Raw genomic sequence first — 14,112 nt, forward strand, 5'->3', positions numbered from 1 at the left:
GGTCACTCCGTGAGGTAGGCGGGCGTCGGCCGCGCGGCGGCCATCAGTGGCTTACCCCGTGTCTCGGGCATGTGCCGGGCCAGCGCCAGCGCGGACGCCCCGGTGATGGCGGCGTACAGCGCGAACGTCCCGGCCAGCGACAGGTGCTGCACCAGCGGGAGGAACGTCGTGGCCACCACGAAGTCCGCCGCCCAGTGCGCCGCTGTCGCCAGGCTCATCAACGCGCCCCGCGCCTCGGAGGGGTAGATCTCCGCGATGTACACCCAGAACACCGCCGCCGGGCCGACGGCCCCGGCAGTGATGAAGAGGCACAGCAGCAGGGCGGTGGCGGCTCCCTCGTGGCCGAGGAGTTCGGCGGTGCTGATCGCCACGGCGGTGAGCGCCATGACGACCAGTCCGCCGATCATCAGCGGGCGTCGCCCCCAGCGGTCGAGGAACAGCACGGTGATCACCGTGGCCGCGACGTTGCACACGCCCACCAGGATCGATCCGACGATCCCCCCGGCCGAGGTGAGACCGCCGGCGGCCAGGATCGTGGGGGCGTAGTAGATGGCCGTGTTCAAACCGGTCAGGTGGACCAGGATCGCGATCGCGAGGCCCAGCGCCACCCATCGGCGGCCCGCCAGCCCGCAGGCCCCGCGCAGTCCGGTACCCCGCCGTACAGCCGCCGGGGCGGGACCGTCGCCCGTCTTGAGACCGAGCCGGGCTGCCGCCAGGGCCGCCCGTGCGTCGTGACCGCGGCTGCGCAGCCAGTCCGGCGACTCGGGGACGAGGAACATCCCGGTCAGCAGGAGCAGAGCCGGAGCGATGCCGGCGCCCAGCATCCAGCGCCAGGCGCCGGCCGGTTCCAGGGCGTAGGCGACGACGTAGGACAGCAGCAGACCGAGGGTGATCATGAGCTGATTGAGCGTGACCAGCGCGCCCCGGCGGGCCGGCGGCGCGATCTCCGAGATGTACAGCGGTACGGCGAAGGAGGTGGCGCCCAGGGACAGGCCGACCAGGAAGCGCCCGGCGAGGAGCGACCCGGCCCCGGTGGCGGCCGCGGACGCGAGGGTGCCCACCGCGTACACCGCTGCCGCGGCACCGATCACGGGGAGGCGGCCGAAGCGGTCCGCGAGCCTGCCGCTGCTGGGAGCCGTCAATGCGGCTCCCAGCAGGGCGGCCGACACGGCGGCACCCTGCGACCAGGACGACGGGCCGTAGTCGGCGGTCACGAGCGGCAGGGCGCCGGCGATGACGCCGGTGCCGTAGCCGAAGAGCAACCCTCCGACGGAGGCGACGCAGACTGTCAGGGTGCGGGTGGACGCCGGTGATTTCGTCGGAGTCACCGGGCCTCCGTCGCCTCTCCCGAGGTGACCACGGCGGCGCCGCCGGCGGCGGCGGACGCCACGAACGCGCTGCCCACCCGGGCGGTGCGCCGGGAGTCAGCGAGCGACATCGGGGCGGGGGCGCCGTCGCGTACGGCTCGTGCGAAGGCGTCGACCTGGCGGTGGTAGTGGTTGGCCGACGGGATGGTCTCTTCGCGGAAGCCGTCCTCGGTGAGGACGGTGACGACCCCGTCCTCACCGTCCATGGCCCAGGCGTTGCGCACCATGAGGGTGCCGCGCGTCCCCTGGAGTTCGTAGGCTGCGCGCGGGCCGTAGTCGATGCTGTAGTCGACAACCGCGGAGCGCCCCTGGCCGAAGTCCATCGTCGCGACCGCGCTGGTGTCCACGGTGAGGCCGGGGCGGCTGCTGAAGCGGGCGCTCACCTGCTGGGGCGCCTGACCGAAGAAGAACAGCGGGACATCGACGGCATAGCAGCCGACGTCCCAGGTGGCTCCGCCGCCCAGGGCGGGGTCCAGCCGGATGTTGCCGCTGCCGCTCTCGATGCGGAACGCGAAGGAGGCGCGTACCAGGCGCAGTTCGCCGATCTCCCCGTTGGCGAGGATCTCGGCGGCGCGCCGCTGCTGGGGGTGGAAGCGGTACATGAACGCCTCCATGACGCTGCGGGACGCCGCTTCGGCCGCCTTCTCGATCCGGGCGCAGCCCTCCTCGTCCATCGCCATGGGTTTCTCGACCAGGACGTGCTTGCCGGCCGCCAGGGCCCGCAGGGTCCAGTCGACGTGTTCGGTGTTGGGCAGCGGTATGTAGACGGCGTCGACCGCGGGGTCCGCGAGGAGCGCCGCGTAGTCCGGGTGGGCCGTGGCGCCGTGGGCGCGGCCGAGTTCCGCCGCGGCGGCGGCCCGTTCGGGGCGGCTGGCGACCGCGGTCAGCGCGCAGCCGGGCGTCGCGGCGACGGCCGGCATCAGGTGGGTGGCGATGTAGGAGGTGGCTCCGAGGACACCCCAGCGCAGGGTGCCGTCGTGCTCGTCGTGTGTCGTCATGCGTGGTCCCCTGTCATGCGTGGTCCTCCTGGATGAACCGGGCCGCGCGTTCGGCGACCGCGGCCACGGCGGCGTGGATGTTCCCGGTGATCATGTTCGGGATGACGGAGGCGTCGGCCACCCGCAGCCCGCTCGTGCCCCGCACCCGGAGCCTGGGGTCGACGACCGCTCCGGCGTCCCCGTCGACGCCGATCCGGCAGGTGCCGATCGGATGGAACTGGGTCTGGGCGTTGGCCCGCACGAACGCCTCCACCTCGCGGCGGGTGGCCGTCGCGCCGAGTGGGGCGCGGCCGGTGGTCAGGCCCGCGAGCGGATCGGTGGCGGCGATGTCACGTGCGATGCGCACGCCCTCCACCAGGACGTCCACGTCGGCGGGGTCCGTCAGATAGGCGGGGTCGATCAGCGGGTGCGCGTCGGGGTCGGCGGAGGCCAGGGTGAGGCGGCCGCGGCTGAGGGGGCGGGTGACGCCCGGGCCGATGGTGAAGCCGTGTCCGAGCCGGGCCGCGTTGTTGAGGTCCTTCATCGGTGCGAAGGACAGCTGCACCTCGGGCTCGGCCGCCACGCTGTCGAGGCGGACGAAGCCGCCTGCCTCGCCGAGGTTGGAGAAGTCGGCGACGGGGTGGCCCTCGGCGGTGTCGTAGGCGAGCGACACCTGCACGTGGTCGTGGAGGTTGGCGCCTACGCCGGGCAGGTCGGCCGTCACGGGGATGTCCAGCGCCGCCAGGTCGGCGGCGGGACCCATGCCGCTGAGCAGCAGCAGCTGCGGGGCGGCCACCGCCCCGGCGCACACCACGACCTCCGTCGTGCAGGCCACGGAGGTCACCGTGCCGCCGCGCCGGACCCGGACACCGGTGACGCGGCCGCCGTCCGTGACGAGGCCGAGGACCGCGGCGTCCGTCACCAGGGTGAGGTTTCGGCGTTCGAGGGCCGGCCTGAGGTGGGTGTGGGCGGTGTTGCCGCGGCGGGCCGGAGCGCCGGGGGCGTCGGCGGTGCGGTTGGTGCGGTAGAGGCCCACGCCCTCCTGCCGGCGGGCGTTGAAGTCCGGGTTGCCGGGCAGGCCGTACTTCTGCGCGGCTTCGACGAACGCGGCGGTGAAGGGGTGGGGTTGGGTGTTCTCCGCCACGGGGAGGCTGCCGTACGGCGCGGCGTGGGCGGGCCCTTCCAGGCGTTCCAGGTACGGCAGGAAGTGCTGCGCGTCCCAGGTGTCACCGCCCCAGCGCTGCCAGGCGTCGAAGTCGGAGGCGGCGCCCCGGATGTGCACCATTGCGTTGATCGCCCCGGATCCGCCCACGACCCGGCCGCGCGGCCAGGCGAGCCGTCTGTCGTGGAGGGCGGTCTGCGGCACGGTCCGGTAGCCCCAGTCCAGTTCGCCGCCGAGCAGCGAAGGCCAGGAGGCGGGCCGGGCGATGCGCGCGTCGGCGTCCGGTGGCCCGGCCTCCAGGAGCAGGACGCTGCGTGCGGGGTCCTCACTGAGCCGGGCGGCGACGACGCTTCCGGCCGCGCCCGCGCCGACCACGATGAAGTCGTGGGTGGTGAAGCTTTCCATGGGTGTGTCCTTCGCTCCGCGGAGCAGGGGTAGGGAGGCGATCGGGTCAGGTCGCGAGGAATCCGCCGTCGACGCCGATGACTTGCCCGTTGACGTACGAGGAAGATGCGGAGAACAGCCACAGCGCCACGTCGGCGACCTGGCGCGGGGTGCCGATCTCACCGGACGGGATCAGCCCGCGCCAGGTCGTCGCGCCGCCGACGGCAGCCTCCGACGCGGCCAGCATGTCGGACTCGATGGGGCCCGGGGCGACCGCGTTCACGCGGATGCCCTCGTGTCCGTTCTCCATGGCCGCCACGCGGGTCAGGGCCACCGCGGCGTGCTTGGACGCGACGTAGGCGCCGATGCCGGGGAACACCGTGCGGATGCCGTGCACCGACGTGTTGTTGACGATGCTGCCGCCGCCTCCCTGGGCGGACATGAGCCGCAGCTCCTCCCGCATGCAGAGCCACAGGCCCCGGGTGTTGACGGCGAAGGCACGGTCGAAGTCCTCGGGCGCGAGGTCGGCGAGGCGTCCGTCACCGGGGACACCGGCGTTGTTGAAGGCGCAGTCCACTCGGCCATACCGCTCGACCGCTCGCGTGAAGAGGTCGTGGACCTGGTCCGGGCTGGTGACGTCGCAGCGGACGAAGTGCGCCTGGCCGCCGCGCGACCGGATCTCGCGCTCGGCCTCGGCGCCGCAGACCTCGCTGCGGGCGGCGATGACGACCCGCATGCCCGCCTCGGCAAACGCGGCGGCGGACGCGCGGCCGATACCCGCGCTGCCGCCGGTGACGACCACGACCTTCTGGTCCACGGAGCCCCGGGCGTCGGCGCCTTCGCTCATAGGTCGGCCCCCACGGGCCGGTCCAGACAGCCGGCGTCCGTGTCGAGCAGGCGGCCCATTCCGTCGCAAGCCCGCTCGATCTCGTTCTCGGTGACGTCGTTGAGGAAGCAGACCTCGCCGATCCCGGTGAGCATCGGCAGGTTCTGCCGGCCGTCGCGGTGCAGCACGGTGTCCGCGAGGCCCTCCAGGACGAGTGCCACGTCGCAGAAGAGCGGGTGGGACGGTTCGAGCCCCATGCGCCGTGCCACCGCGACGATGCGCTCGAACTGGGCGCCGTCGATCAGGCCGCGGTCGGCGGCGATGAGGGCGGAGAAGACGCAGTCCATGGCCACGGCCTCACCGTGCAGCAACTCGGGAAGGGCCCGCATCTCCACCAGAGGGGAGAAGGAGTGCCCGTAGTCCACGGACCGCTGAAGGTCCTTCTCCCACAGGTTGGGCTGGAGTTCCTCGGCCATTCCCGCGATGGCCCGGCCGATGACCTCGTCGGCCACCGTTCCCGGCAGGCCGGTGCCTCCGGGCTCCGGGTCCTGGAAGCGCGACCCGATGAGCATCGCGCCGTACTCCTCAAGGAGCTCGAAGAGACGCAGATCCTTGATCAGGGCCATCTTGAAGATCTCGCCCATGCCGTTGCGCAGTTGCCGGTCGGGGACGGTGGCGAGGAAGCGACGGTCGATCAGCGTTCTCGGAGGAGGGGTGTAGGCGCCGAGACGGTTGCGATATCCCCCGTAGTTGATGCCGGACTTGGCGGCGACGCTGACGTCGACCTGACCGAGCAGAGTGGTGGGCACCCGAACGAAGGGGATTCCCCGTCGGTAGAGGCTCGCGGCGAGCCCGACCACGTCCGCCACGACACCGCCGCCGATGACGATGGGCGGGGAGCTGAGGCGGTTGGTGCCGACCTCGTTGAGCTTGTTGACCACTTCCAGGACGCGCTCGATGGACTTGTTCTCCTCCGAGCCGGGAAGCGTCAGATAATCGACCACCACCTCATTGTCCGAGAAGTAGGTTCGAATTTTCGCGCCGTACAACTCGTCAACGGAATGGTCGAGGATGACGAGGCGGGTACCCGCCCCCCGACCTCCCCCGGGAATGGTGAGGAGTTCAGGGTTCCCCGGGTCGAGCAGGCCATGACTTTCGACTATCTCGTACTCGACAGGTAATTCCGTCTGAATCTTCCAACTCTGCTGACGCAGGGCGTCGTTCATGGTGACTCTCCTCCTGGCCGGGCGGGCCGGCATGGCGGCGGGTTTGTTGCAATGTGAAACATACAGGGAGGCCAGAGCGCAGCCAATCGAGAGGTTCGCGCCATATGTCTGGTTCTGTGCACCCCTTGATATACGCGAGGGGACACCTCTGTTTCCCTCCGGGTCCACCCCGACCGTCGACGGTGGCCCCGTACGCGATGGCCGGAATGTCATCCCCGCCCCGACCCGCCACCCCGAATCGACCGCCCTCGGCGACATCTCGGCCCTCGCCCGGCGGGGCTGAAAATATTTGGTCGCGACTTCCGAACACGGACCCTCCGCCGATGAACTCCCGCGGTTCGCATACGGTTTAACTTTCGATCGTGTGGCATATCTCACCGGCAATTGGCATGTTGTGTCTTACGAGTTGAGACCCGGCTGGATGGGTCGTACAGGCACAGCATTTCGACAAACCGCCGGTAACACCCTGGAAGGCGATGGGGAGGAGCGTGCCGGTCGGCCCGGAAGGCCATTTCGGGGTGAGACTGTCCGACGGCGGAGGGGACCGGCGGCCCGCAGAGCACCGACCTGACCTGACCCGGACACACCACGGGGCCCGGGGGAACAGTCATGACATCCCCGGGGCCCGGTTCGGGGTGCGCTGTTCAAGGGCATCACGACGCCCGTGTCAGAGCGGTGCGCGCGCCTCCCGCGGCTGCCGCTGCCACATCCTTCCGTTGGTCGCCCTGGCCGAGTCGCATCGGCAGCGGATGGAGAGGCAAGGCGATTGGTACGGGCTGACGGTCCATCCGTGGACTGACAACCCGTAGACGCAGCAGGCGTGGGACAACTGGTAGGCCTACCGGGTGCCCCCCAACTGGCGAGAAAGCCTCGGTAGGCGCCGTGCTCAACGGTGCGCGGCCGTGCACCATTCGCGGCGGCAACGCCGACATCCACGAGGCTTCCTCACCCTCGGATGCGCACTGCTCTGCCGACAATGCCTGAGCTCAGCTGTCGACCACTAACTCTTCTGCAGGGTGCGGGTGACACCCGCGATGACGGCGGTCGTCAGCACCCAGCCGCAGGCGATCAGCAGGTAGGCCAGCCACTGGAGGCTGGCGTTAGACCAGTACCAGGCCGTGCGCTGGCCCAGAGCACCGATGGGGATCAAGAGGTCGAGCGTGTAGACGAGGGGCTGGAACGGGGCGCCTTCGCCCTGTTTCACCGGGGTGGGGGAGTGAGTGCCGAAGGACAGCCTGCCCAGCAGGGTCAGCGCGAGGATCCAGACGCCGGCCAGCCAGGGGCGGTAGCCATAGCCGACGGTCACGTCGAGCAGGTGCCCCCACCCGCGCGCGGCTGGGAGCAGAGTTTGACGCCGATGGCGTTGTTTGGCCAGGAGTACGCGGCGGGCGTCGTCGTCGTGGCCGGCCTTCCGGTACCAGCTCGCCAACTGTTCGTAGGGCTGGGGGTTGTAGCCCGGGCCGCGTCGTATCCACGCCACACGGTGGGTCACGGAGTCCCGCCGCCCCACTGCCTCCCGCCGCTCGCCTGCCTCGTCCACCTTGATGGAGCCGTAGACGAAGCCGTCCAACTCCACCACGTCCGGCCAGCTGTGGTCGCTGTCGTGGAGGTAGGACACCTGCCCACCCCGCAGGTCCACGGTGCCGGACGGTGGCCGGGCGAGGGTGAAGTCGAAGTCGACGGCCTGCATCAGCAGGGCGACCAATGACGGGCCGTGGCCGTCGGGCGGCCCGTTCAGGACCGCTCCTTCAAAGGTCAGGTTGTCCGAGATCCGAGCACCCCGCAGCCGTACGGTCCCGTTCGCGATGAACCCGTCGGAGAAGTCGAGCGTCGAGGCCACGGCGTTGTCCAGGGCGAGCGCCACGCCACGCTGGCCGGGGCGTTCCAGCAGTGCGCCCCGCATGTGCAGTCCCCCTGGCAACTGTGCCCCCATGAGACGGACTTCACCGTGCGCGACGAATCCGTCCACGCAGTAGACGCCGCCCTCCGCGACCAGTCCGCCGGCGGACACGGCCCATTCCTCAGGTGCGGTGATCTCGGCGCCACTGAGATTCACGGCGCCGCTCACGTGGGCGTTGATGAGCGACAAGGCGGTGACCCTGCGGTGGAAGGGCGAGGCAGAGCCGCTTTCCAGGCGAGAGCGCCGCAGGTCGAGGCGCCCCTCGATACGGATCAAGCCGGCTTCCACGCCCGGCACTCGGCTGCCCACGATCGCAATCGACTGGGTCGACGCTCCGGAGAGGTTCACACCCTCCTCGAACCAGCAGTCCTCGAGCCAGAGGACGTGAGCGATCTGCGCGCCGGCCAGGTTGAGGTGTCCGGATATCCGCGCCCCGGCGAGCCTCAGGCATGCGACGGCGCCTGGTTGCGCGCTGTTCGCGCCCAGGAGGAGCGCCACGATCACGGCGGCCCGAACCGTCCGCCCGAGGCCCCACTGCCGACCCTCGGCGACACGGTCGTCCTCGGGCACACCCGTGCGCAGGTCCACGCGGCGTCCCTCGGGGAACGCGTCCCACAGCTCACGCTCTGGTGAAGTCAACTCGTCGTATGAGAGCACTCATGCAGAGTAGTGATCTTCCTTCGCACTCGCCTTGCCCCCGCCGCGCACGGATCGGAAGGCGGCCCATTCTGTGAGCTTGATCTTTACCTTTGGTCTTGACGGGGGACGAACGTGGGTCGCGTCTGATGCCCGTCAGGAGAGCTCGGTGTGCGCGACGTCGCCGCAGCCCGCCGCGACAGCGGCCCCGAAGCCGCCCTGCAGCTGCTGGGCCAGAGCGAGCCCCAGCCCACCCCCCGCCGGTCGCCCTGCCCCGCGGACCCTGCCGAACGGCACCACAGGCGCCCGGTTTCACCCCTGGACTGACCGAAGCAAACGGGGGTTCCTGAATTCCTGGCGGGGGCTGAGCGTGCACCCGCCGGTCCTCCGAGTGCCTCAGGCGCGTTCTGCAATGCGTTCAGTGACGTCGCAACGCTTCTGTGGAGCCCTGCTCAGCGGTTAGCCGGTGTGTTCTGCACAAGGCCGGGGTGGCCTCGCAGCTGTCCGCGTCAGGAAGACGGCCTCGGGGATCAATGGAAGGTTTCTTGAAGCCTGGCAGCTCAGCGAACAAATAATCGGTTGTCTGTCGGCGATGGTGGTGGATGCAATGTCCGGCATGGTCACCCAGGTGCGCCCGCCACGGCGGGATGAGATGAACGCGTACTACCGGGCCTTGCCACTCCGCGATCCGGGGAAACGGCAACCGAATCGTCACACGGGAGACGCCAACGCATGAATACGCCACCGTCGCCACCTGGAGCGGAGCGGACTGACGGACCATCCGTCCAGATCGGTGCTCTCGTTCCGCTAACTCGGCCTGGTTGGGTCGAGGCAGGCCAACACTTGCTCGCTGGACTCGAGCTGGCCGTTCGCGAAGTCAATGACGCCGGCGGGATCGTCGGAAGACCACTCGAGCTGGTGGTCCGAGACACCGCGGCTGTTCCACAGAGGGCCGCGGCGGCCGTAGATGAATTGGCGCGCCTGGGCGTTGCTGCCTTGGCGGGGGAGTATCACAGCGTCGCCGCTCGCGCCGCTGCCGCCAGGGCCGACGCCCTCGGCCTGCCGTTCCTCTGCTCGTCAGCGGTTCTCGACGCGCTCACCGAACAGCCGACGGAATGGGTCGCGCGCCTCGCACCCGCGCAGACGCACGGCTGGCAGATCTACGCAGACTTCCTCCTCAGCGCGGGCCACAGTCGAATCGCCGTAGCAGCCGAGTCGAGTGTCTACTGGGCATCTGGGGCCCGCATTCTGCGGGACTACCTCGCTCCACGCGGCGGCACCGTCATCGAACTCGACATGCGCGCGCTCGCCCCCACGGCCGTGTGCGACGAACTCGTCGACAATCGCGCGACAGCCCTCCTTCTTCTGGTCGGCCACCCGGAGCCGGCAGTGTCGATCGTCAAGTCTGTCCGCCGCGACCAGCGCCTCGCCGAGATCATGATTGGTGCTCCGGCCGGGCAACCGGAGTTCGCCGAATGGGCGACGTTGCTGGGCGACGACAGCGCCGCGATCCCGTTCTTGCGCTACCTGCCCGAGCGCCTCAGCCCACTCGGTGCACGAGTCGAGACGGCCCTCCGCGAGCGGCTGGCCGAAGCGCCCTCCTTCGTCGCCTTCGAGGGCTACGACACGGTCGCCGTCCTCGCCGATGTGCTGCGTTCTCACGGCGTGGACCGGGCGCGCACTGCCGAATCCTGGCCGCGCATTGCAGTCGAAGGCACCCGCGGGCAGATCCAGTTCTCCCGCCCGCCAGGCATCAGCGTTTGGCAATGGGCTTGGACGCCAATCCAAGTCGTTGATCGAGATCCGGCGGAACCCGATCGCTTTCGGATCCTTCACGCCGGCTGAGAGAGCACGGCGGTCCGACTGCCCAGATCTGTCCGAACTTGGGGCTGTCTACCTGTCTACCTCGCGCGGCAGTCGGCGCCGGCCGGGGCAACCCGGAGAAGGCCGGCAGTCGGACCGGCATCGAGACCTATCTCAGCGCCAACCACGGTCCCTTTGTCCTACCGACGCCAATTGCATCGGATGCGAACAGGCGACACCCGTCCTGGAGGCGGGCCCAGGGCTGTAGCGCGGCAGTCCCGCAGGCACGTTGGTCTCGGAAGTACGGTGACATCAGGACCGAACTCAACGAGGAATACGCGACGCCTCAACATGCGAGCCACCGGTCAAGGCCGCGCTAGGACCGCGTCGCCCTCCCGCACCCGTCCCCAGAGGACTCGCCCCGCCCGACCGGCGCGCTGCGGTCGTACGGGTCGACCTCCGGGCCCGCCTCGTCCGCCCGGCGGTCCGTGCCGAAGGGCGGGGTGAAGTAGCCCGTGGGGGCGCCGCAGCCGCCGTTGGTCATGTCGTATTTGTACGAGACGATCGAGAACGTGCCCGGTTCGGTGATCACCTTGTCAGGGTCGTCCCAGCTCAGGACCAGCTCGCGCCGGACGATCGTGCGCACGATCTCGTCGTCGCCGCCCGCGTCCGGGCGGGTGACCGGGTAGACGAAGGTGACGTCGGCGGTCACCTGGAGCGCGCCGCGCTCGCCCTCCCGGTAGGTGAGCCGGCCCCGGGTCTTCACGACGTCGCCGACCAGGCGGGTGCGGGAGGGCTGGAAGCGGCTGAAGAGGAGGAGGGGGTCGTTCCTCTCGCTCGGGGTTCGGAAAGCGGTTTTCAGGAGGTCTTGGACGTCCTTCTGGTGCGGGTTGATCAGTGCAATCGCCTTCTCGGGGCGCTCGCCCTGCAGCACCCCGCGGTCCAGGCCGGACGCGACGAGGAAGTCCCGGCTGCGGGCGAGGGCCCGCTCGACCTCGGCCGCGCTCATCCAGCCGACCGCCCCGGCCTTCGGCACGGTGATCCCCGCCGCTCCGCTCGCCCAGCTCGCCGCCGGCGAACCGCGGAACGGCTCCTCCATGGTGGGGCGTTGGGCCGCCTCTGCCGGAGGTACCTGGGTCGGGCGGGCGGTCTCGGCCGCCAGCGGCGGGGAGTCAGGGTCGTCGCCGGCGAACAGGTTCACTATCCGCCCCGGCGCGAGCGCCACCACGAGCAGCGCCAGCGAGGCCAGCAGTCCGACCACGTACCAGCCCGTGCGCCGCTTGGGCCGCGCGGGCGTGTAGCTGCGCCAGCCCTCCGGGCCGCGGACGGGCTCCGCGCGCAGCCGCTTTGCCACGTCGCGGGCCCGCGCCGACGGCTCCTTGGGCGAGTTGGCGGCACCCGCCACCGACTCGCGCAGAAACCGCTCCCACTCCTCGTCGGACCTGGACGAGCCGTCCGGCTCCGTACCCGCGCCCATCCCCAACCCCCTGGCAATCAGTAGACCGCGGCCCGCTCCCCTGGGACGCGTCCGCATCATGACACAGAGCGCTGACAGCGAGGCCGGCTGGGCGGACGGTGTGGGTGCGCCACCCTTTCTCAAGTCGCCACATCGCAGCCGCATATGAGAGCGAAGCACATGCTGAGTGACTGAACTCCTCCGCAGACATTGAATACGCGACGCCTCAACATGCGAGCCCACCAGTCCCGATGCCGGAAGAGTTCACGAGACCCCTTCCGATCTGATTGATCGGGCGGAATCAGCGGCGGACAGCCTGTGCCACCAGTGACCGCATCCGCCGGAGCAGAAGCGCTCGCGGCGCCGTCCGTCCGCGATCGCGAGTACCGCAATCAGCAGCCGGAAGGCCTTACGGCGTGCCCGGCGGGGGAGTGGAGGCGATCATCGCCGCCACCCGCCCCGAGGACGCCGACCCGGCCTGGGGACTCCAACGACCCCGGCCGTACGGGCCGCTGGCCAACAAGAAGCGGCCGCTGATGCCGTGGGCCGCCGCCCTGGACGAGCAGCTCAAAGCCGACAGCGCGGCCGACTACCGCGTGCGGCTGGCCGTCGACCTGGTCCGTAGGGGCCACAACACGCGGGTCAACCCGGCGCCCGGTTCGGTTGATCTCCCGCTCGTCACCTGGGAGATGACCACCGGGCACCACATCGAGCTCGTCAGTCGGAAGTGGCCGACCGGATACGCCGGCCACACCGCCGCACGGATCCGCCGCCTGGTTGCCGTCGCCGCGCAGAAGAATGACCATGCCGATCCGGCCGGAGAACAAGGACCGATACCCCGCCGACTGGCCGGGTGATCTCCCTGGCTGCGAAACAAGCCGCTGAGTGGCGCGGCGCCTGCACGGGGCAGTGCGGCCGCGGTACCCCTCAGGGCCGCTGCCCCAACCGGCACTTCCAAGCCGCGACGGCACCGGCACGGAAGTCGTCCTGACCACCGCCTACCTCAAACACCAGCCCGAGGACGTGAGCGCTGTTGGTACGTCTGGTTATCAGTAGCTGCGGAATGCCCTGCCTTCACGTTCGGTGACCGGCCAACAGCCGGGGGTTGGCCGCGTTGTCAACTGTCGAGTGCGATGGCGTTCTTGGCCCGCGTCACAGACGTCTCGGAGGCCGGTCCGCCCGCGTTCTCGGTGGCCAGCGCCTGGTTGAGCTCGACGAACGGCCGCATGCGCTCCTCGTAGCGGGCGAACGCGCCGCGGTGGTCCTCGCCAGCCCGGCCTAGCTCGTCGGCGAGCACATGGGCGCCGACCAGGGCCAGACTCGTCCCCTGACCCGACAGTGGGGACGCGCAGTAGCACGCGTCCCCGAGCAGCACTACCCTGCCTCGCGACCAGTGATCCATACGGATCTGGGCCATCGCGTCACAGTAGAAATCGGGTGCTTCGGCGGCGGCCTTCGCCAGCCTCGTTGCCTCCCAGCGCAGCGACGCGAGCTTGTCGGTGACACGCTCGCGGAACCACTCGGTGTCGCGATGGTCGCCGTCGAGAGGGCCGGACTGGAAGCCGAAGGCGATCCTCAGTTCCGCGTTGTCGCGTACGGGCATGATGCCGAATCCCGCGTCGCCGTCCTGCAGCCACATCTGCCAGTTGTCCAGGGCCAAGAAGTTGTCCGCGCTGAACACCGATACATAACTGCCCAGATGGCTGGAGAAGCGTTCTTCCGCACCGAAAGCCAGCCGCCGGACCGTCGAGTGCAGTCCGTCGGCCCCCACCACCAGATCGAAAGTGCGCGAGGGACCGTGCGCGAAGTGGACACGCACACCGTCCGCGTCCTGGTTGAGAGCCGTGACGCTGTCTCCGAAGAGGTACTCGACGTCATGACGCGTGTGCTCGTGCAGCAGGCGGACCAGATCTTCCCGCAGCAGCTCGATGTCAGCGCTGTCGAGCCGGCCGCTGCTGAAGGTGGCCTCGGTGGACCGGCCAATCTCGTTGCCGTCGGGATCGAGTATCGACATCCCGCGCATCCGGGTGCGCACCTCCCTCGCCTGCTCCAGCAGGCCCATGCGGTCAACTACGTCGAGTGCGACGCCGCGGATGTCGACAGCCTGGCCGCCTCGGCGCAGACCGGGGGCACGCTCCACGATCACGGGCGCGAGGCCGCGGCGGTGCAGCAGGTGCGCGAGTGCAGATCCGGCGATTCCGCCGCCGGAGATGAGGACCGTCTTCATACTGAAACCCTTTCCATACGGTGTACACAACTGAATGTACGGCGTACTCGTAGGGCTGCCAAATGCTGTTAACGCCTGGCTGTACTATGTCAGAAGGGCCTGCCGCTGACGTCGCTGCTGGTATGCTCTGCACTAGTACAGGACAAAA

The 14,112-nt window shown here is 69.8% G+C and carries 11 protein-coding genes; 2 read left to right on the forward strand and 9 right to left on the reverse strand.

The annotated features are described in order from the left end of the window. Positions 1-2: 2 nt before the first annotated feature. The 6 genes from ACQEVG_RS17745 to ACQEVG_RS17770 all read right to left on the reverse strand — a co-directional run bounded on the left by ACQEVG_RS17745 (position 3) and on the right by ACQEVG_RS17770 (position 8,499). On the reverse strand, positions 3-1,328 hold the full coding sequence (locus tag ACQEVG_RS17745) for a sugar porter family MFS transporter (protein ID WP_432984276.1): 1,326 nt from the start codon (positions 1,326-1,328) through the stop codon (positions 3-5). Next, positions 1,325-2,365, reverse strand: a complete 1,041-nt coding sequence (locus ACQEVG_RS17750) for a Gfo/Idh/MocA family protein (RefSeq protein ID WP_432984279.1) — start codon at positions 2,363-2,365, stop codon at positions 1,325-1,327. The genes ACQEVG_RS17745 and ACQEVG_RS17750 overlap by 4 nt, the downstream gene beginning before the upstream one ends. A 13-nt stretch (positions 2,366-2,378) precedes the next feature. After that, positions 2,379-3,911 carry a GMC family oxidoreductase gene (locus ACQEVG_RS17755; RefSeq protein WP_432984282.1) on the reverse strand — a complete coding sequence of 511 codons (1,533 nt, stop codon included), beginning with the start codon at positions 3,909-3,911 and terminating at the stop codon, positions 2,379-2,381. Positions 3,912-3,957: 46 nt separating this feature from the next. After that, the gene (locus ACQEVG_RS17760) at positions 3,958-4,737 is read right to left on the reverse strand and encodes an SDR family NAD(P)-dependent oxidoreductase (protein ID WP_432984285.1); all 780 of its coding nucleotides are present in this window, start codon (positions 4,735-4,737) and stop codon (positions 3,958-3,960) included. Then, positions 4,734-5,942, reverse strand: coding sequence for a sedoheptulose 7-phosphate cyclase (locus ACQEVG_RS17765; protein WP_432984288.1), 1,209 nt, complete (start codon positions 5,940-5,942; stop codon positions 4,734-4,736). The genes ACQEVG_RS17760 and ACQEVG_RS17765 overlap by 4 nt, the downstream gene beginning before the upstream one ends. Before the next feature lie 1,000 nt (positions 5,943-6,942). Further along, positions 6,943-8,499 carry an oxidoreductase gene (locus tag ACQEVG_RS17770; RefSeq protein ID WP_432984291.1) on the reverse strand — a complete coding sequence of 519 codons (1,557 nt, stop codon included), beginning with the start codon at positions 8,497-8,499 and terminating at the stop codon, positions 6,943-6,945. Positions 8,500-9,210: 711 nt separating this feature from the next. On the opposite strand from ACQEVG_RS17770, the gene ACQEVG_RS17775 reads away from it, so the two are divergent. Then, a complete protein-coding gene (locus tag ACQEVG_RS17775) occupies positions 9,211-10,323 on the forward strand; it encodes an ABC transporter substrate-binding protein (RefSeq protein WP_432984294.1) in 1,113 nt (370 codons plus the stop codon). 334 nt (positions 10,324-10,657) lie between these two features. On the opposite strand, the gene ACQEVG_RS17780 is transcribed toward ACQEVG_RS17775, so the two are convergent. Both ACQEVG_RS17780 and ACQEVG_RS17785 read right to left on the reverse strand, forming a co-directional pair. Beyond that, positions 10,658-11,758: a hypothetical protein gene (locus ACQEVG_RS17780; RefSeq protein WP_432984297.1), complete on the reverse strand. Its 1,101-nt coding sequence runs from the start codon at positions 11,756-11,758 to the stop codon at positions 10,658-10,660. Positions 11,759-12,001: 243 nt separating this feature from the next. Next, positions 12,002-12,136: a DUF5958 family protein gene (locus ACQEVG_RS17785; RefSeq protein ID WP_432985453.1), complete on the reverse strand. Its 135-nt coding sequence runs from the start codon at positions 12,134-12,136 to the stop codon at positions 12,002-12,004. A gap of 17 nt (positions 12,137-12,153) precedes the next feature. On the opposite strand from ACQEVG_RS17785, the gene ACQEVG_RS17790 reads away from it, so the two are divergent. Then, positions 12,154-12,594 carry a hypothetical protein gene (locus ACQEVG_RS17790; RefSeq protein WP_432984300.1) on the forward strand — a complete coding sequence of 147 codons (441 nt, stop codon included), beginning with the start codon at positions 12,154-12,156 and terminating at the stop codon, positions 12,592-12,594. A gap of 260 nt (positions 12,595-12,854) precedes the next feature. On the opposite strand, the gene ACQEVG_RS17795 is transcribed toward ACQEVG_RS17790, so the two are convergent. Then, on the reverse strand, positions 12,855-13,964 hold the full coding sequence (locus ACQEVG_RS17795) for an FAD-dependent monooxygenase (protein WP_432984303.1): 1,110 nt from the start codon (positions 13,962-13,964) through the stop codon (positions 12,855-12,857). Positions 13,965-14,112: the final 148 nt, after the last annotated feature.

Origin of the sequence: Streptomyces sp. CA-135486, assembly GCF_050936555.1 — a bacterium.
Taxonomy (GTDB): domain Bacteria; phylum Actinomycetota; class Actinomycetes; order Streptomycetales; family Streptomycetaceae; genus Streptomyces.

Excerpts from the sequence above, each read along its gene's own strand:
- ACQEVG_RS17750 (WP_432984279.1), bottom strand. The coding sequence starts at position 2,365 with ATGACGACACACGACGAGCACGACGGCACCCTGCGCTGGGGTGTCCTC.
- ACQEVG_RS17755 (WP_432984282.1), bottom strand. The coding sequence starts at position 3,911 with ATGGAAAGCTTCACCACCCACGACTTCATCGTGGTCGGCGCGGGCGCG.
- ACQEVG_RS17760 (WP_432984285.1), bottom strand. The coding sequence starts at position 4,737 with ATGAGCGAAGGCGCCGACGCCCGGGGCTCCGTGGACCAGAAGGTCGTG.
- ACQEVG_RS17765 (WP_432984288.1), bottom strand. The coding sequence starts at position 5,942 with ATGAACGACGCCCTGCGTCAGCAGAGTTGGAAGATTCAGACGGAATTA.
- ACQEVG_RS17775 (WP_432984294.1), top strand. The coding sequence starts at position 9,211 with ATGAATACGCCACCGTCGCCACCTGGAGCGGAGCGGACTGACGGACCA.
- ACQEVG_RS17780 (WP_432984297.1), bottom strand. The coding sequence starts at position 11,758 with ATGGGCGCGGGTACGGAGCCGGACGGCTCGTCCAGGTCCGACGAGGAG.
- ACQEVG_RS17795 (WP_432984303.1), bottom strand. The coding sequence starts at position 13,964 with ATGAAGACGGTCCTCATCTCCGGCGGCGGAATCGCCGGATCTGCACTC.